This window comes from Pseudomonas sp. Arb-4-2C (assembly GCF_055755015.1).
This window is the reverse complement of record NZ_CM146899.1, coordinates 650,622-667,013: the sequence shown is the minus strand read 5'-3', so window position 1 is coordinate 667,013 and position 16,392 is coordinate 650,622. Positions and strand designations below refer to the sequence as shown.

Here is a 16,392-nt window from a genome sequence, read left to right as displayed (position 1 = left end):
TTTCAACCCCTGAAAAAAGATAAATATTCATACGCAAAAAAAGCCGGACAACCGAGCAAGTCGCTGGTAAGGTCGGGAGTTGGGTCGCCTCGCAACCCTGAAAAATTTGCTCACAATTGCCCGTCGTTCAACGGGTGCAGGCTGCGGAAAATCCCCGCCTCCTCCACCAGCCAGTCATGCACGGCGCGCACGCCCGGATGGCTCAACGCCCCCGGCGCATACAGCAGCACGTAACGCTTGTGGTTGGGCACCGACAGCCCGAACGGCACAATCAAAGTCCCCCGCTCCAGCTCATCGTTGAGCAGCGTGCGCCGGGCAATCGCCACGCCCATGCCGGCGATTGCCGCTTCGATGGTCAGGTGATTGCGATTGAAGGTGTGGCCGCGCCGAACATCGGCGCCTTCGAAGCCGATCGCGTTCAGATAAAACTCCCATTCCGCGTATTCGTAACTGCCGCGCCAGGCGGTGATGTCGTGCAACAACGGGAAATGCACCAGATCCGCCGGCCCGTGCAGCGGCGGGCGGCCACGCAGCAGGCTCGGTGCGCACACCGGAAAAATCTGCTCATCGAGCAAGGCTGTGGATAACAGCCCCGGGTAACTGCCGTCGTTCAGGTCGATTGCCAGGTCAAAATCGCCCTCGTGCAACGGCACACTGCTGTCCTCGGCGACCAGCCGCAGCTGGATGTCCGGAAAACGCTGTTGCAGGCGCGGCAGACGCGGGGTCAGCCATTTGCTGAGGAACGACGGAATCGAACGCACGCGCAGAATCCCGCTGATCATCCCGGCATCCAGTCGACGCAATTCGGCATCGATGCTGCCGTAGGCCTCATTGACCGTAATCGCCAGCCGCTGCCCTTCGGCGCTCAACTCCACGCCCCGTGCACGACGGTGAAACAGGCGAAAACCGAGGCGCTCTTCCAGTTGACGGATCTGCTGGCTGACCGCCCCCGGGGTGATGTGCAATTCCTCTGCGCATCGGGTGAACGACAGGTGCCGCGCGGCACAGGAAAACACCTGCAGCCAGACGTAGGTCTGGGCATGCAATTGACGACTCATCGTTTAGTCCTGCTAAAGGCTTTCTTAGGAAGTTTCGTTGGTCACGTACGACCGAGGTAGGCAGTATCGCCGACATTGCGCTTGTCCTACAAAAAATGGCGGCGATTCCTACTCCATTGCTTGTAAGGCTTTAGCATGGCTATCAGTGTTTTCGATTTATTCAAGGTCGGCATCGGCCCGTCCAGTTCCCACACCGTCGGCCCGATGCGTGCCGCCGCGACCTTCGCTCAAGCGCTGATCGACCAACGGTTGTTGAACGATGTGCGTCGGGTGGAAATCCGCTTGTACGGTTCGTTGTCGGCCACCGGTGTCGGCCACGCCACCGACCGAGCCACGGTCATGGGCCTGATGGGCGAATGGCCGGACAGCATTGATCCGTCGACCATCGACCCGCGCATCCAGCAACTGCGCGAAAGCGGCCGGCTAGCTCTGGCCGGTCAGCGAGAAATTGCCTTCAACTGGCAACACGATCTCCTGCTGCTGGACGAGAGCCTGCCCTACCACCCCAACGCCATGTCGCTGACAGCCTTTGGCGAAAGCGTCGAGCTGTTCACACAAACGTACTACTCGATCGGCGGCGGTTTCATCATCGAATCGGCGGAAGCCGAGTCCGGTGTGGCGCCGGCCTACGATGTGCTGCTGCCGTACGATTTTTCCAGCGCCGCCGAACTGCTGAGCCTGTGCAAGCAGCACAACCTGCGGGTCTCGGAACTGATGATGGCCAACGAACGCGCCTGGCGCAGCGACGATGAAATCCGCAAAGGCCTGCTCCACATCTGGTCGGTGATGCGCGAGTGCGTCGAACAGGGCCTGCGTCACGAAGGCATCCTGCCCGGCGGTCTGAACGTGCCGCGCCGCGCGGCGAAACTGCACCGCAGCCTGTTGGAAATCGGCAAGCCGAATGTCATCAGTTCGACGCTGTCAGCGATGGAGTGGGTCAACCTGTTCGCCCTTGCCGTCAACGAAGAAAACGCTGCTGGCGGGCGCATGGTGACCGCGCCGACCAACGGTGCGGCCGGGATCATTCCGGCGGTTCTGCACTACTACATGAAATTCAATCCGGACGCGTCCGACGATGACGTGGTCGCGTTCTTCATGGGCGCCGCCGCCGTCGGCATTCTGTGTAAGAAAAATGCCTCGATCTCTGGCGCCGAAGTCGGCTGCCAGGGCGAAGTCGGTTCGGCCTGCGCCATGGCCGCTGCAGGCCTGGCCGAAGTGCTCGGTGCGACCCCGGAGCAACTGGAAAACGCCGCTGAAATCGGCCTTGAACACAACCTCGGGCTGACTTGCGATCCGGTCGGCGGACTGGTGCAAGTGCCGTGCATCGAGCGCAACGCCATCGCCGCGGTGAAGGCGATCAACGCCACGCAAATGGCCCTGCGCGGCGACGGCAAACACTTCATTTCCCTCGACCGGGTGATCCGCACCATGCGCGATACCGGCGCCGACATGCACGACAAATACAAAGAGACTTCACGGGGCGGCCTGGCCGTGAGCTGGGTGGAGTGCTGACGCGCATTCCCTGACCGCCCCGGCAGGCCGCGAACAGCGGCCCGCCAACCGTGAGCCCGAGCAAAAATAATAACGAGGCAAAAACGATGACCGATGTACGTACACCTGCTGCCGAAAATCCCGCTGTAGATCTCACCCGCAACACCGAAACGGCCCACAAGGGCTGGAGCAAATCCGACACCACCTGGATGCTCGGCCTGTACGGCACCGCGATTGGCGCCGGCACCTTGTTCCTGCCGATCAACGCTGGCATCGGCGGTTTCTGGCCGTTGCTGATTCTGGCGCTGCTGGCGTTCCCGATGACCTTCTTCGCCCACCGGGGCCTGACCCGTTTCGTGCTGTCCGGACGTTCGGGCGACATCACCGAAGTCGTCGAAGAACACTTCGGCATCGGTGCCGGCAAGCTGATCACCCTCCTGTATTTCTTCGCGATATTCCCGATCCTGCTGGTGTACAGCGTCGCGCTGACCAATACCCTGAGCAGTTTTCTCGAGCACCAATTGCACATCGCCCCGCCGCCCCGGGCGATTCTGTCGCTGGCGCTGATCCTCGGCCTGATGGCAATCGTGCGTTGCGGGCAGAACGTGATCGTCAAGGCCATGAGTGTGTTGGTCTACCCGTTCGTCGCCGCCCTGTTGCTGCTCGGTCTGAGCCTGATCCCCAACTGGAACGGTGCGTTCTTCGCCAGCGCCCAGGAGGCGATGCCGCTGTCGACGTTCCTCAAGACGATGTGGCTGGCGATCCCGGTGATGGTGTTCTCGTTCAACCATTCGCCGATCATCTCCGCGTTCGCGGTTGACCAGAAGCAGCGCTATGGCGCCCAAGCCGAACGCAAGAGCAGCGGCATCCTTGCCATCGCGCACGGCATGATGGTGGTGACCGTGATGTTCTTCTGCTTCAGTTGCGTGCTGGCGCTGTCGCCGGCCGATCTGGCCGCCGCGAAGGCGCAGAACATTTCGATCCTGTCGTACCTGGCGAACCATTTCCAGACGCCGGTCATCGCCTACGCCGCGCCGCTGATTGCGCTGGTGGCGATTACCAAATCCTTCCTCGGCCACTACATCGGCGCCAGCGAAGGCTTTCAGGGCATGATCGTCAAAAGCCTGCGCAGCCGTGGCAAGGTGATGTCGGCGAGCTGGCTGAACCGTGCGACCGCACTGTTCATGATCCTCAGTTGCTGGGCCGTGGCGACCTTCAACCCGAGCATCCTGGGCATGATCGAAAATCTCGGTGGGCCGGTGATTGCCTGCCTGTTGTTTCTGATGCCGATGTACGCCATCCGCCGCGTGCCGGCCTTGCGCCAGTACTCGGGTCAGGTGTCCAACGTGTTCGTGGTGCTGATCGGCTTGATTGCACTGTCGGCGATCATCTACTCGGTTCTGCCCTGAAACGGGCCACAAATGAACAAGGCGAGCCCTGTGCTCGCCTTTTTTCTGCCGTATCCATTGTGTGAAAAATTTCCCGGCATAGCCCTTGCTACACACCTGCAAGCGCTGCCGCAGGCCCGCGATCCCTGGCTCTTGATGACCTGCGTCAACGCACGGCAGAGCAAAAGACCGCAGCCTTCCACAGCACTTACAGAGGCAAATGGCGAAATGGCCACGGAATGGCCGATGGTCCGGTATGGCGAACCAACCCGATCACGGCCGGTCAACAACTGCACGTTCAATCAGGCGGTGACGCATCATGGACAACCCTTTTCAGATCATTACCGATGCCTTCGCGCCGGACTATCAGATCAACCTGAGCATTCAGGGGCTGGACGGCTGCATCATGCTGACCCTGTCGAACAGCGGCCGAATCGTGGCCAAACGCATGATCAGCAGCGAACAACGTAACGATCCAGAGCGCCTGAAGCGCTTGGTGCAAAGCATTCAATTCGGCATCGCCATCGAACAGGGCCACAGCGCCATGGCGATCCTCGAAGCGATGACCAACGGCGCCGGGCTGCCGCCGCCACCGCAGCAAATCGACGGCCGGTCACGACCGTCGGCAGGTCTTTAAAGCTCGCCCTTCTCGATTTCGGGGTGCTCACCGGAACCGGCACCGAGCTTGCGCTGCGGTTTCTCGATCTTCACCGAGGGAAATTGCGACGAGGCGTAACGCACCACCAGGATCGAAAATGCCAGCAGCAGAATCCCGCCGCACAGGTAGATGATGCCCATGTCCGGCGGGTTGTGATGCGAGACGTTGGAGATCAGCAGGCGGGTCAGCGCCGTGATCGCCACGTAGATCAGGAAGCGCACCGGCATGTGGTTGGTCTTGAAATAAATCCCGACCATCGCCCCCAGTTCGAGATAGATGAACAGCAACAGAATGTCATCGATCTTGATGTGGCCTTCTTCGAGCATGCCGAGAAATTCCATCACCGCCGCCCACGCAGTCACCGCACCAATGGCGAACAGCGCCAGGTAGTGGAAAGTCTCGACGAACAGGTTGCCCAGGGACTCGGCCAGTTGATGCACGTTTTGCCGCAGTTTCTCGGCCCAGTTGATTTTCACGATGATGTTCCTTAGCCCGATGCGAGCGGATGATGCCGGTTGGACGTGACGGTTTTCTGTATGCGCTTTGTGCCATGCAGAAACAAGGCCACGCATCATGGCGAGCCGGCATAAATCCTGCGCCGTGGCGTTTGGTCGCACCGTAGAACAAGTACCGTCAGCCGGAATGATTGTGACGGTATAACTTAAATTTCTTGATGAATTAATGACGATCGAAAAGGCATTAGCTTATAAGCGAAATATTATTAACCGGATCAACATGTGAACTTGCTCACATTCACCCCGATTATTGACCAGGCAGTCATTAATAAATGGCTGTTGTAATTATTTCCAGAGCAGCCCCATCAAAGAAGCTTTAACCGCCGCGGCAATCTTGTTTTGGCAACCGAGTTTCTTCAGGCAATGATTTATATGGAAGTTAACCGTCCTTTTGCTGATGCCGAGGATCACCGAAACATCGTCCGATGACTTTCCGTCAGCCGTCCATTGGAGGATTTCCTTTTCGCGCAGAGACAACTCGATCGGCACCGGCAGCACAGCATCCGCCCCGCGCATCTGTAATCGGGTGAGGCCCAAATGGGTAATCTGCGCCAGCCACGACAGCTCCGCCTGTTTGGTCTCGAGTTCCAACGCGGTGATCGTCTCGCCGCCCCGCGCAAACGTCACCAGCCCTTGAGTTTCGCTGTTGAGCAGCGTTTGCCCCCAGCCCTCCGAGAGTCCGTGAGACTGCGCTTCCTGCCAGAATTCGGGTGCCTGAGCCTTGAGTTCGGCGTCCCACAGCACCGGTTTCACACTGCGCATTGCGCGTATGACGTAAGGGTCGATTTCCAGGTAACGATTGGCGGAATAGGCAGCTTGCCAGGCGGGGGAATAGTTATTGGCGAGAAACAGGCAAGGTTTGGTGATAGGAAAAAGCCTGCGTGAACCATAGGCCACATAATCAAACTCCAATTGCCTGGCAACGGCCTTGATATTGTCGAACAATAATTCGACATCCGTTGCAGACATGGCGTTTTCCAACAGTTCGGCCTGCCAGTACGACATAGAGATTCCTTTCTCACCGTTATTGCTGTCGGCCTCTTGCCAACATGCCTAGCATATTTCCAAATGTTTCCGCTAGCTGTCAAGGGTGACAGGTAGTCTGCGATCGCAGTGTGCACTTTAATCGCCACCTAACCAATCACTAAACGGAATCTGTGATGGATTACTTGTCAGGACGTTATGACCAGTTGACGACAATAAAGCGTCAACGCTTGGCTCAATATCGCTATCAGGTCTTTGTCGAACGCCTCGGCTGGCAATTATCAACACCGGACGATTTCGAGTTCGACCAGTTTGACCACAGTGGCACCCATTACATCGTCGCTGAAGAAGACGACGGCAACATCAAAGGTTGCGCGCGCCTGCTGCCGACCACCCAACCATACCTGCTGAGTGAGGTGTTCACCTCGCTGCTCGGCGACACGCCTGCCCCGTGCGGCGACGACATCTGGGAGCTGTCGCGGTTTACCTCCCTGGACCTTGATGCCGAGGGCGGAAAAAACGAACAGGTGATGTCCGACGAAAACACCGTCGGCCTGTTCATGGCCACTCTGGAATACGCCAGAACATGCGGCGTCTCGCACCTGGTGTCGGTTTCACCGGTGGCGATCGGACGTCTGTTGAAGCGTGGCGGCATTGATTACAAGTGGCTGGCACCGCCGCAGGTTCTCGACAACCGTACCCTGGGTGCCTGCTACATCACGGTGCAGTAACCCTTCCCGGCCTACCACATGCGCACATCCAGTGAAGCTGCTGACAGCCGTCGAGCAGCTCACATCGGTGTGGGTCGATTTCACGCCATGGATAGCAACCGCAGTACAACCAACGTTCAACGCAGAGGGATGATCATGATCGACATGCAAAGGAAAGTTGCCAAAGACATCGTCCACAAGGGCCATGATGACGATGTCCTGATTTACGACGCCCACCACTTGTTGCCAGCCTGGCTACCTGCCGCCATCGTGCAGCAGGCCAACCTTGATCCGGCGGATCTGGAAATCGTCAATCAGGCCTATCGTCTGGACAGCAATCGTCTGGTACTGCGCTCGCTGCCAACGATCATCGACCTCGAAGAACTCGAACAGGCGGGCCTGTCGGACTGTCTGCCGGAGCTGCTGACGAACTACGAAAAAGCCACTGACCACCTGATTCTCAGTGGCGCCTGGGTACTGGAAAGCACCGAGGCCAAACTGGCCCAACTGCCTGGCCAGCAATCCTTGCTCGACCTCGCTCAGCGTCGACGCGTACACCAGGTCCTGAAGCAGATCGACGGTTGCCCGCAGCAGGGCCTGCTCTACTTCACGCTGTTCAACGATACCGCCAACTACTTCTTCTACCGCAAACACCACGAGCACGTTCCCGGCCTGATGCTGATCGAAGCCGCGCGCCAGGCAATGTACGCGCAGTTCTATGAGCACAGCGGCTACGCCCGGGGTGAAGTGTCGATTTCCATCGTTGACCTGTTATCCAGCTTCCCCCGTTACACCGAGTCGTCGTTTCAGGTCGACGTACTCGTCGGTGATTACGAAGGCATGGCGCCACCACGGGGGCGCAAGGTCGACAAGCGTGCGCGCTTCTTCCAGCGCGGCGAGTTGGTGGCCGACATCCGCCTGCACGGCGAAGTGATCAAGATGCCGGTGTTCAAGCGCATGCGTAACATCAGCATCGACCCGGCCTGCTGGTTCCGTCCGCTCAAGGGCATCCGCCATGAAGTGCTGGTGCGCCTGGATTCCGGTCGCCATCTGTCTGCGCGCCTGGAGTTGCTGTCGATGGCCGGCTTGCAAGTGCAATGCGACAGCCCGCTCGACGCATCCGAGCGCGGCCACGTCTATCTGTATCTGGACAGCGAAGGCATGATCAGCCTGCCACTGCAGTCGCTGTACGTCAGCGATGCGGCGAATGCCGGCACACTCAGACTGCAACTGGCAGAACTGGATTCACCCCTGCGCTTCAAATGGCGCGAAGTGCTCAAGCAGTTCGCCTACTTCTCCCACGAAGAAACGGCGCCAGCGTCCGTGGCGGCCCTCGGGCAGCCGCTGTGGATAACGTTCGACCAGGCCTGCGCCATGCCCGAGCAAAGGAAGGAAGCATGATGTCGCGCTATCCCCATGTGCTTGAGCCTCTGCACCTTGCCGGCGGGCTGGAGTTGCGCAATCGGTTGTTCTTCGCCTCGATGGGCGTTGACCTGGCCGATCACAGCGGGTGTGTGACGCCCGCCATGATCGAGTTCTATCAGGGCATCATGGAGGGCGGATGCTCCATGGCGTTTCTGTGCAACGCCACCGTCTCGCCGCAATCACGCTTGCAAAGCACCGGCCTGGGTCTGTTCGAGGCGCATCAGGGCGAATCGCTCAAGGCCATGTTCGCCATGGCCAGGCGTGTCAACACGCCGGTAGGTGTGCAGTTGCAGCATTACGGCGGTCAGGGCACCACCACGCACACCGGCGTTGCGGTGCTGACACCCAGTGGCGTGCCCTGCCCGCGCGTGTCGAAGCTCGATCCGGACTATCGGGTGCGGATCATGGACGAAACCGACATCGCCCTGGTGATCGAACAGTTCGCCCATTCCGCCTGGCTGGCCTGGACCAACGGCGCGCAACTGGTGCAATTGCAAGCGTCCAATGGCTACTTGCTGAGCAGTTTTCTCTCGCCGCACACCAACCATCGCACGGATCGCTACGGTGGCAGCGAAGAGAATCGCGCGCGCCTGCTGCTTGAGGTGGTCAAGGCCATTCGCGAGCGCACCGAGGGCCAGTTGATCGTCACCATCAGGCTCGGCATCGATGATCGCCTGGGTGATGCAGGGCTGCAGTTTCCCGACATCAAGGAAACCGTCCAGGCCCTCTGCCAGGCAGGTGTCGCTGCGCTGGAATGTTCGATGTGCATGGGTGCGACATTCGGCCAGTTGATCATGCATTCCGAGACCATGGATGAGTACCTGCAAGCTGGCGTCCGGGCGATCAAGGCCGTGTCGACGGTGCCGGTGGGCTATGCCGGCTTCATCGATGGCCTGGACAAGGCCGAACAATTGCTGGCCGATGGCGTATGCGACTGGGTGGGAATGTCACGGGCGCTGTTTGCCGACAACGATCTGATCAACAAAACCCTGCAGGGCCGCTCCGCCGACATCCATAAATGCCGATGGGACAGCCAGTGCTTCAGCGATAAAAGCAACCCACGTCTGGACCGCGTGTATTGCTGCGTGAACCCCAAATATTTACGCCCCGCGTTGGCATAAGGAGATGCGACACATGTACGATTTTCTGGGAAAAGTATGCCTGGTCACCGGCGGCACCAGCGGCATTGGCGAGACTGTCAGCGAGCGCCTGATCAGGGCGGGAGCCGAGGTGATCGTATTCGGCAGAGACGAGGAAAAAGGCGCGGCCCTGGCCGATCGGTTGGGTGAACACTGCCGGTTCATCGCCTGCGATGTCGGTGATCCGGCGCAGGTCGAGCAGGCCTTCGCGACCATTCGTTCGGTCTACGGCAAACTCGATTGCGCGTTCAACAATGCCGGCGTCACCGCACGTTACGGCGCACTGGCGGACTCGTGCCCGGAAGACTGGATGAAGGTGATGAACATCAACGTCAATGGCACCTACCACTGCATGCGTCATGAATTGCAACTCATGCTCACTCGCGGTACTGGCGCCATCGTTAACACCTCGTCCTGCGCCGGCGTCGTGCCGATTGGCGGCCAGGTGGCGTACGTCGCCAGCAAACAGGCAATCAACGGCATGACCCAGGTCGCGTCGATTGAAAACGCCCGGCTCGAAGAGGGTGGCTGCATTCGCGTCAATGCGGTCGCGCCGGGGCCGATTCTCGGCGGGATGAACAGCGAGGCGCGCCTCAAGGCCGCGCCGGAAAACACCCAGCGCAAAATCAACGTGACTTCGATGAAACGCTTCGGTACGGCGGATGAAGTGGCCAACGCTGTACTCTGGCTGCTCAGCGAGCAGGCGGCTTACGTCACCGGGGTGATCATGCCCATCGATGGAGGCTACGCCAGCGGCAAGTTCTGACCACAAGAAAACCGAACGACCCGCCATGCGCGGGTCGTTTTGTTCGGCGCCGGAATCAGAAAAAACGCCAAATCCGGTCTACATTGAAAAGCCACTACCCAAAGCGCAGGGATTCGCTTATCCTTTAGCTGTATATAAATACAGTAGTCGCCAAGACAACTAAATGTGAAGGCATGTGAGGTGGTGAATGGCCGTCGAAGTGGTATACCGCAGCAGCCGAGATCTGGAGCGCTTGTTCATGGATAAAGCCGAAGCTGACCGTCATGACAAAATGCTCGAACTGGCCGAAATGCTGTCCGAAGTGTTGCAAAAAGCCGTTCCGTCGCTGAACGAGCAGCAGGTTGAAGAAGTCGGGATCTACATGGCGAAGAATCGCGATGTGTTCGCCAAGGCCTTCAAGAGTCAGCCTGACGCCCTGTCGGAGCTGATCAACGCACCGGCCGAGCCGGTGGCAGAAGTGGCTGAACCGGCAGAGTCTGCCGAAGCACCGGTCAAACCGGCAAAAACTGCGAAAGCGGCCAAGTAAGCGTTACCTGAATTGAACAGGCCCCGAGTCAAATGGCTCGGGGCCTTTTTCATGCTCGCTGAACAGCTCAGCGGTACAACACTTTCTCCGCCAACTCATCCGCCACCCGTGCCGGCGAGCGCTTCTCGGCCTGTGCATGGGCGAACACTTCGGTCAGGCGCGAGCAGATTTTCGACAGGTGTGCGGTAATCGTCCCCAGCTCTTCACCGCGATGCTTGAGCGAGACATAGATCAAGCCACCGGCATTGATCACGTAGTCCGGCGCATAGAGGATGCCGCGTCGCTCCAGTTGATCGGCCACGTCCAGATGCGTCAGCTGATTGTTGGCCGAGCCTGCCACCGCCGAGCAACGCAGTTGCGTCACCGTGTGGCTGTTGAGCACGCCACCGAGACCGCACGGCGCAAGGATGTCGCAAGGCGTGCTGAGCAACGCGTCGTTGGCGATCGGGTGGGCATTAAGCTGCTCCATCGCCAGTTGCACCTTGCCGTGATCGATGTCGCTGACCAGCAATTCGGCGCCCGCCGCGTGCAGTTGCTCGGCGAGTGCGTAACCGACGTTGCCCAGGCCCTGAATCGCCACGCGCAGGCCCTCGAGATTGTCACTGCCCAGCCGCGCCATCGCCGTAGCGCGAATCCCGGTGAACACGCCCATCGCCGCATGCGGTGCCGGGTCGCCGGCCGAGGTGGTGCTGGTGACATGTTGGGTCTGCTGGGCGATGCAATCCATGTCCGCCACCGAGGTGCCGCTGTCGATTGCGGTGATGTAGCGACCGTCGAGCTGATTGATGCAGCGACCAAACGCTTCGAACAGTGCCGCGCGGTTTTCCACATGCGCCGGGCGCACGATCACCGCGACGCCACCGCCCTGGGCAAGACCGGCCAGCGCAGCCTTGTAGCTCATGCCTTGTGCGAGGCGAATGGCATCCTCGACCGCGGACTCGTCGTTGGGATAGGCAAGATAACGGCAACCGCCCAGGGCTGGCCCGAGACGACTGTTATGAATGGCAATGACCGCCTTCAACCCGGTGACCGGGTCAACGCTGAGGTGCAGCGATTCCAGGCGAGTGCTTTGCATGAGAGCGAACATCGGCAGGCTCCCGAATCACTTCTGGTAGACGCCAGTATAGGCTTGCGCCCAAAAATTGCTGAAGCGCACCGGAATAAGCGCCCGCCTCGACGGTGACTTTGCGGCATAACCTGGTCGGTACTGGACGAATGCCACGGACGGGGCTAAAACGAGGCATTCCCCGGAGATTCAGATGAGCCCGCGCCAACGTTTTTTCGAGTGTCTGCACCGTTCACCGCCCGCGCTGTTCGAAGCCGCGCTGTGGATGGCCGCCGAGCACGAAAAAGGCCTCGATGTCGAAGCGTTGCAGCAAGACTTCAAGGAGCTGCAGCAGCGCGTCAGCTACGGTTTGCCGATGTTGCCGGTCAGCGAACTGGCGCAGCCGTTGTTGCGGCGGATGAATGATCTGGGGTTTGCCCAGGACGATTTTCTGCCGCTGCGCCCGCAGGCGGCCTTGCTGCACAAGGTGTTGCAGACACGGCGCGGGCAGCCGTTGGCCCTGGCGCTGATTGCACTGGAGCTGGCGCGCGGTCTGGAGATTCCTTTAGTCGGGGTGAACTTCCCCGGGCATTTCCTGCTGCGAGTGCCCGGCGCCGACCATTTGCTCGACCCCTGTGGCGGACGTCGTCTGTACCCTAGCGATTGCCGTGATTTGTTGCAGCGCCAGTATGGCGCGCACCTCAAACTCAACGCCGATCACCTGGCTACCGCCACGCCGCTGCAGATGCTCCAGCGCCTGTCGCGCAACCTGCGGCAGTTGCATCTGGCGCATGAGGATTACATCGCCGCGCTGATCGATGCCGAACGCGTGCTGCAACTGGGCACTGCCAGCGCGGCCGATTACCTGGCCCGCGCCAGCCTGTACCAACGCCTCGACTGCCCGAACGCCGAGCGCTTCGATCTGGAACATGCGCTGATGCTCAGTGACGATCCGATCCAGCGCCTGCGCCTGACCGAACGCCTCGGCCACCTGCCCCCGAACTCCGTGGTCCACTAAACGCTTTTTTTGTAGGAGCGAGCCTGCTCGCGAAGCAGACGCCGCCGTTTTTCCAGTCAGACCGCATTATCGTTCTTCGCCAGCAGGCTGGCTCCCGCAGGGTTTGGCGTAAACCTATCTATCTGCATCACACAGATCACTGTAGGAGTGAGCCTGCTCGCGAAGCAGACGCCGCCGTTTTTCCAGTCAGACCGCGTTATCGTTCTTCGCCAGCAGGCTGGCTCCCACAGGAGGGTGCGTGGTGTCCGAGGGGGCGCGCACCTGAATGATCAACAGCGCCGCGATGACCGCTGGAATCGCGCAGAAGAAGAAAATCTGCGCCACCGGAATGTGCATCGCCAGCAGCATGCTGCCGAACAGCGGCCCGAGTATCGAACCGAATCGCCCAACGCCCAACGCCCAACCTGTGCCCGTGGCGCGAACGTGGGCCGGGTAGAAGTTACTGGCGAAGGCGTTCAGGGTCAGTTGTCCACCGATGATGCAGAAACCGGCCGCAAACACGCAGGCCACCAGATAACGCGGGTTGTCGTGGTTCAAACCCAGCAGAATCGTGCACACAGCCGCGCCGGCCAACACCGCACAGAGCAGCCGTACCTTGCGCTTCAGACGGTCGGCGAACCACGCCATGCAGACGGCGCCCACGGTGCCGGCGAACAGGAACATCGAGGTCACCAGGTTCGCTTCATTGAGTTTCAGGCCGCTTTCCAGCAGCAACGTCGGCAGCCAGCTGATCATGAAATACAACAGAATCAGGCTGACAAAAAATGTCGCCCAGATCAGCAGGGTCGGCCGTGCGTAGCCGTTGCGGAACAATTCGACCACCGTCAGTTTGCTGCCTTGCTCGCGTTCGTTCTGCTCAACCGAAGCGGCCGGCGGTTGCCAGTCCGGCAGCATCCGCGCAGTGACCTTGCGCAAGCGCGTATAGGGCGGTGAGTCGCGCAGCAGACGCGGCAGCGATTCGGGCAGCATCCACCACAGGAACGGAAACAGCAGCAGCGGCGTCACGCCACCGGCGAGAAACACCGCTTGCCAGCCGAAGCGGTCGATGAATCCCGCCGCGACAAACCCACCCGCCGCCCCCCCGAAGGAAAAACCACAGGCCGCCAACGTCACCATCAACGTGCGCAGACGCGGTGGCGAGTATTCCGACATCAGGGCCATGGCACTGGGCATTGCCCCACCCATGCCGATGCCGCAGATGAAACGCGCGATCATCAGGGTGTTCAGGGAATTGGCGAACACCATCAGCACCGTCAGGCTGGCGTAGATCAGCACGCACGCGAGCAAAATCCGCCGCACGCCAAAGCGGTCGGCCAACGGTGTCACGGCGAGCGAACCGAGGGTCAAGCCCAACAGGTTGGCGCTGAAAACAGGCCCGAACGCGGCTTTTTCCAGCCCCCAGTCCTGCGCCAGTGCTGGCACCACGTAACCCAGCACCTGGGCGTCATACCCGTCAGTGACCAGCAGCAAGGCGAGGAGGATCAAGAGCAACCACTGATAGCGGGACACAGGACGGGCGTCGAGTGCCGCCCGGAAGCTGGCAATCTGGTTGTGCATCGCAAGGTACCTGTTTTGTTTTTATGATTTTTCAGGTGCAACACGGACAATGTGTGGGAGCGGGCTTGCTCGCGAATGCGGTTTGTCAGCCAACATCCCCGTATCTGACACTCCGCATTCGCGAACAAGTCCGCTTCCACATTGGAGTAGCGTGATGCTTTAAGGGGTATCCGGCTGGTTGGCCGGATGCGCCTTGATGAATGCCGGATGCTCAGCCGCCAGCGCCGCCACCCGACGAATCCGTGGGTAAGCTTCCAGCGAAACATTGAAGCGCTCGGCCGCATACAACTGCGCAATCAGATAGACGTCCGCCACACACGGCCACTCGCCGAAACAGAAACCGCTGTCACCGATCAACTGCTCCACTGTCGCCAATCCTTGACCGATCCAGTGCGCAATCCACTCCACCACCTGCGGCTCTTCGTGCCCCGACTGACGCAGGCGATTGAGCACGCTGACGTTGTGCAGCGGATGCACGTCGCAACCGATCACCGCCGCCACACCGCGCACATGGGCGCGGGCGGCGAGGTCTTCGGGCAACAACGGCCGTTGTGGATAACGCTCTTCCAGGTACTCGATGATCGCCGGCGACTGAATCAGCAACTCGCCTTCATCGGTGCGCAAGGCCGGCACCCGGCCTTGCGGGTTGATCGCCAGATAGGCCGCCTGCCGATGCTCGCCACCGGGCGGCGCGATCAGGTTGACCGGCAGCGCGGTGTAGTCGAGCCCCTTCAGCGCCAGGGCAATGCGCACCCGATATGACGAAGTGGAGCGGTAGTAAGTGTAGAGATCCATAAGCCGCTCCTGTCAGCGCGCCGCCAGCACTTTGCCACGACATTCGCCGAAGCCGATCGAGGCAAAACCGTCACGGGCGCAACGCGCGCGCAGGATGATTTCATCACCGTCTTCGAGGAATTTGCGCACTTCGCCGGAGGCCAGTTCGACCGGCTTTTTGCCGCCCTCGGTGATTTCCAGCAGGCTGCCGAACTGACCGCTTTGCGGACCGGACAAGGTGCCCGAACCAAACAGGTCACCGGCCTGCAACTGGCATCCGTTGACGCTGTGGTGCGCGACCATTTGTGCGACAGTCCAGTACATGTAGCGGGTGTTGCTCAGGGTCAGGCGATGGGCCGGCAGGTTCTGCTCGCGCATGGCTTCGGTGAGCAGCAGTACTTCCAGCTCGATATCGAAGGCGCCACCCGCCTGGTCGCGCTTGTCGAACAGATACGGCAACGGCTGCGGATCACCTTCAGGACGCGCCGGTTGCGCAGTACGGAATGGCTCCAGCGCTTCAGCTGTCACCACCCAGGGCGACACACTGGTGATGAAACTCTTGGACAGGAACGGCCCAAGCGGCTGGTATTCCCAGGCCTGGATATCGCGGGCCGACCAGTCGTTGAGCAGGCAGAAACCGGCGATGTGCTCAGCAGCGTCACCAATGGCAATTGAATCGCCCATTTCGTTGCCCTGACCGATCCAGATGCCCAGCTCCAGTTCGTAGTCCAGGCGTGCGCAAGGGCCGAACGTCGGCTCGCTCGCACCAGCCGGCAACGTCTGGCCTTTCGGGCGGCGTACGTCGGTGCCGGAGGCACGTACCGTCGAGGCGCGACCGTGATAACCGATCGGTACGTGCTTGTAGTTCGGCAGCAGCGGGTTGTCGGGACGGAACAGTTTGCCGACATTTTGGGCGTGCTCGATGCCCACATAGAAGTCGGTGTAATCGCTGATGCGCGCCGGCAGGTGCATCTGGCAATCGGTAGCCAGTGGCAGCAGTTTTGCGCCCTGGGCTTCGATAGCGCCGCGGTGGCTGCTGCCCTCGCTGAACAATTCCAGCAAGCGCGAGCGCAAGGCTACACGGGCTTCGCGACCGAGGTCGAAGAAGGCGTTCAACAGACCGCCGTGCATGGCTTCGACCGCACTGCGAGCGGCGCCGTCGAACAGGCCGGCTTCGAGCGCCACCTGCAGATCGAAAATGTGATCACCGATCGCTACACCGGCGCGCGGCGCCGAGCCTTTGAGGCTGAAAACGCCCAGCGGCAGGTTCTGCAACGGGAAATCTGTATGGCCGTTGGCCGAAGCAACCCAGCTGCGGGTGATGGAATTCTGAGTCAT

General features: G+C 60.3%; 15 protein-coding genes and 1 pseudogene. 9 read left to right on the top strand and 7 right to left on the bottom strand.

Annotated elements, in window-relative coordinates:
* Positions 1 to 110: 110 nt before the first annotated feature.
* Positions 111 to 1,058 (bottom strand): LysR substrate-binding domain-containing protein, encoded by a 948-nt coding sequence (locus tag AC0J41_RS02920; RefSeq protein WP_025109400.1) that lies wholly within the window; start codon positions 1,056 to 1,058, stop codon positions 111 to 113.
* Between the two features lie 135 nt (positions 1,059 to 1,193).
* Here AC0J41_RS02920 and AC0J41_RS02915 point away from each other — a divergent pair, with 135 nt between their 5' ends.
* The 3 genes from AC0J41_RS02915 to AC0J41_RS02905 all read left to right on the top strand — a co-directional run bounded on the left by AC0J41_RS02915 (position 1,194) and on the right by AC0J41_RS02905 (position 4,574).
* Positions 1,194 to 2,570 (top strand): L-serine ammonia-lyase, encoded by a 1,377-nt coding sequence (locus AC0J41_RS02915; protein WP_473014516.1) that lies wholly within the window; start codon positions 1,194 to 1,196, stop codon positions 2,568 to 2,570.
* An 86-nt stretch (positions 2,571 to 2,656) separates the two neighbouring features.
* Positions 2,657 to 3,958: an HAAAP family serine/threonine permease gene (locus tag AC0J41_RS02910; protein WP_025109402.1), complete on the top strand. Its 1,302-nt coding sequence runs from the start codon at positions 2,657 to 2,659 to the stop codon at positions 3,956 to 3,958.
* A 298-nt stretch (positions 3,959 to 4,256) separates the two neighbouring features.
* A complete protein-coding gene (locus tag AC0J41_RS02905) occupies positions 4,257 to 4,574 on the top strand; it encodes a DUF3509 domain-containing protein (RefSeq protein WP_025109403.1) in 318 nt (105 codons plus the stop codon).
* On the opposite strand, the gene AC0J41_RS02900 is transcribed toward AC0J41_RS02905, so the two are convergent.
* Together AC0J41_RS02900 and AC0J41_RS02895 are read right to left on the bottom strand one after the other, a co-directional pair.
* Positions 4,571 to 5,071, bottom strand: coding sequence for a phosphate-starvation-inducible protein PsiE (locus tag AC0J41_RS02900; protein ID WP_003221775.1), 501 nt, complete (start codon positions 5,069 to 5,071; stop codon positions 4,571 to 4,573). The genes AC0J41_RS02905 and AC0J41_RS02900 overlap by 4 nt on opposite strands.
* Positions 5,072 to 5,395: 324 nt before the next feature.
* Positions 5,396 to 6,115, bottom strand: coding sequence for an autoinducer binding domain-containing protein (locus AC0J41_RS02895; protein WP_025109404.1), 720 nt, complete (start codon positions 6,113 to 6,115; stop codon positions 5,396 to 5,398).
* A 155-nt stretch (positions 6,116 to 6,270) separates the two neighbouring features.
* Between AC0J41_RS02895 and AC0J41_RS02890 the strand changes: the two genes are divergently transcribed.
* From AC0J41_RS02890 to AC0J41_RS02870, 5 genes and pseudogenes are all read left to right on the top strand, one after another.
* Positions 6,271 to 6,825, top strand: coding sequence for an acyl-homoserine-lactone synthase (locus AC0J41_RS02890; RefSeq protein WP_473014515.1), 555 nt, complete (start codon positions 6,271 to 6,273; stop codon positions 6,823 to 6,825).
* Positions 6,826 to 6,960: 135 nt separating this feature from the next.
* Positions 6,961 to 8,205: an AfsA-related hotdog domain-containing protein gene (locus AC0J41_RS02885; RefSeq protein ID WP_473014514.1), complete on the top strand. Its 1,245-nt coding sequence runs from the start codon at positions 6,961 to 6,963 to the stop codon at positions 8,203 to 8,205.
* A complete protein-coding gene (locus AC0J41_RS02880; protein WP_473014513.1) occupies positions 8,202 to 9,350 on the top strand; it encodes an oxidoreductase in 1,149 nt (382 codons plus the stop codon). Before AC0J41_RS02885 ends, AC0J41_RS02880 begins: the two co-directional genes overlap by 4 nt.
* A gap of 13 nt (positions 9,351 to 9,363) precedes the next feature.
* Positions 9,364 to 10,134 (top strand): SDR family NAD(P)-dependent oxidoreductase, encoded by a 771-nt coding sequence (locus AC0J41_RS02875; protein WP_473014512.1) that lies wholly within the window; start codon positions 9,364 to 9,366, stop codon positions 10,132 to 10,134.
* A 187-nt stretch (positions 10,135 to 10,321) separates the two neighbouring features.
* A pseudogene (locus tag AC0J41_RS02870) lies at positions 10,322 to 10,576 on the top strand (YebG family protein); the annotation flags it as partial.
* A gap of 151 nt (positions 10,577 to 10,727) precedes the next feature.
* On the opposite strand, the gene AC0J41_RS02865 reads toward AC0J41_RS02870, so the two are convergent.
* A complete protein-coding gene (locus AC0J41_RS02865; protein WP_025109410.1) occupies positions 10,728 to 11,747 on the bottom strand; it encodes a Glu/Leu/Phe/Val dehydrogenase family protein in 1,020 nt (339 codons plus the stop codon).
* A 172-nt stretch (positions 11,748 to 11,919) separates the two neighbouring features.
* Here AC0J41_RS02865 and AC0J41_RS02860 point away from each other — a divergent pair, with 172 nt between their 5' ends.
* Positions 11,920 to 12,723, top strand: a complete 804-nt coding sequence (locus AC0J41_RS02860) for a SirB1 family protein (protein ID WP_473014511.1) — start codon at positions 11,920 to 11,922, stop codon at positions 12,721 to 12,723.
* Positions 12,724 to 12,909: 186 nt separating this feature from the next.
* Here the strand turns inward: AC0J41_RS02860 and AC0J41_RS02855 are convergent, their stop codons facing one another.
* The 3 genes from AC0J41_RS02855 to fahA form a co-directional block, all read right to left on the bottom strand.
* On the bottom strand, positions 12,910 to 14,280 hold the full coding sequence (locus tag AC0J41_RS02855) for an MFS transporter (protein WP_025109412.1): 1,371 nt from the start codon (positions 14,278 to 14,280) through the stop codon (positions 12,910 to 12,912).
* Between the two features lie 159 nt (positions 14,281 to 14,439).
* Positions 14,440 to 15,075 carry a maleylacetoacetate isomerase gene (gene maiA / locus AC0J41_RS02850; protein WP_473014510.1) on the bottom strand — a complete coding sequence of 212 codons (636 nt, stop codon included), beginning with the start codon at positions 15,073 to 15,075 and terminating at the stop codon, positions 14,440 to 14,442.
* 12 nt (positions 15,076 to 15,087) lie between these two features.
* Positions 15,088 to 16,392, bottom strand: a complete 1,305-nt coding sequence (fahA, locus tag AC0J41_RS02845; protein WP_473014509.1) for a fumarylacetoacetase — start codon at positions 16,390 to 16,392, stop codon at positions 15,088 to 15,090.

What these genes read in the sequence shown, in the direction of transcription:
- AC0J41_RS02915 (WP_473014516.1), top strand. Translation starts at nt 1,194, where the DNA reads ATGGCTATCAGTGTTTTCGATTTATTCAAGGTCGGCATCGGCCCGTCC.
- AC0J41_RS02855 (WP_025109412.1), bottom strand. Translation starts at nt 14,280, where the DNA reads ATGCACAACCAGATTGCCAGCTTCCGGGCGGCACTCGACGCCCGTCCT.
- AC0J41_RS02895 (WP_025109404.1), bottom strand. Translation starts at nt 6,115, where the DNA reads ATGTCGTACTGGCAGGCCGAACTGTTGGAAAACGCCATGTCTGCAACG.
- AC0J41_RS02910 (WP_025109402.1), top strand. Translation starts at nt 2,657, where the DNA reads ATGACCGATGTACGTACACCTGCTGCCGAAAATCCCGCTGTAGATCTC.
- AC0J41_RS02860 (WP_473014511.1), top strand. Translation starts at nt 11,920, where the DNA reads ATGAGCCCGCGCCAACGTTTTTTCGAGTGTCTGCACCGTTCACCGCCC.
- fahA (WP_473014509.1), bottom strand. Translation starts at nt 16,392, where the DNA reads ATGACTCAGAATTCCATCACCCGCAGCTGGGTTGCTTCGGCCAACGGC.
- maiA (WP_473014510.1), bottom strand. Translation starts at nt 15,075, where the DNA reads ATGGATCTCTACACTTACTACCGCTCCACTTCGTCATATCGGGTGCGC.
- AC0J41_RS02905 (WP_025109403.1), top strand. Translation starts at nt 4,257, where the DNA reads ATGGACAACCCTTTTCAGATCATTACCGATGCCTTCGCGCCGGACTAT.
- AC0J41_RS02885 (WP_473014514.1), top strand. Translation starts at nt 6,961, where the DNA reads ATGATCGACATGCAAAGGAAAGTTGCCAAAGACATCGTCCACAAGGGC.
- AC0J41_RS02920 (WP_025109400.1), bottom strand. Translation starts at nt 1,058, where the DNA reads ATGAGTCGTCAATTGCATGCCCAGACCTACGTCTGGCTGCAGGTGTTT.
- AC0J41_RS02880 (WP_473014513.1), top strand. Translation starts at nt 8,202, where the DNA reads ATGATGTCGCGCTATCCCCATGTGCTTGAGCCTCTGCACCTTGCCGGC.
- AC0J41_RS02875 (WP_473014512.1), top strand. Translation starts at nt 9,364, where the DNA reads ATGTACGATTTTCTGGGAAAAGTATGCCTGGTCACCGGCGGCACCAGC.
- AC0J41_RS02890 (WP_473014515.1), top strand. Translation starts at nt 6,271, where the DNA reads ATGGATTACTTGTCAGGACGTTATGACCAGTTGACGACAATAAAGCGT.
- AC0J41_RS02865 (WP_025109410.1), bottom strand. Translation starts at nt 11,747, where the DNA reads ATGTTCGCTCTCATGCAAAGCACTCGCCTGGAATCGCTGCACCTCAGC.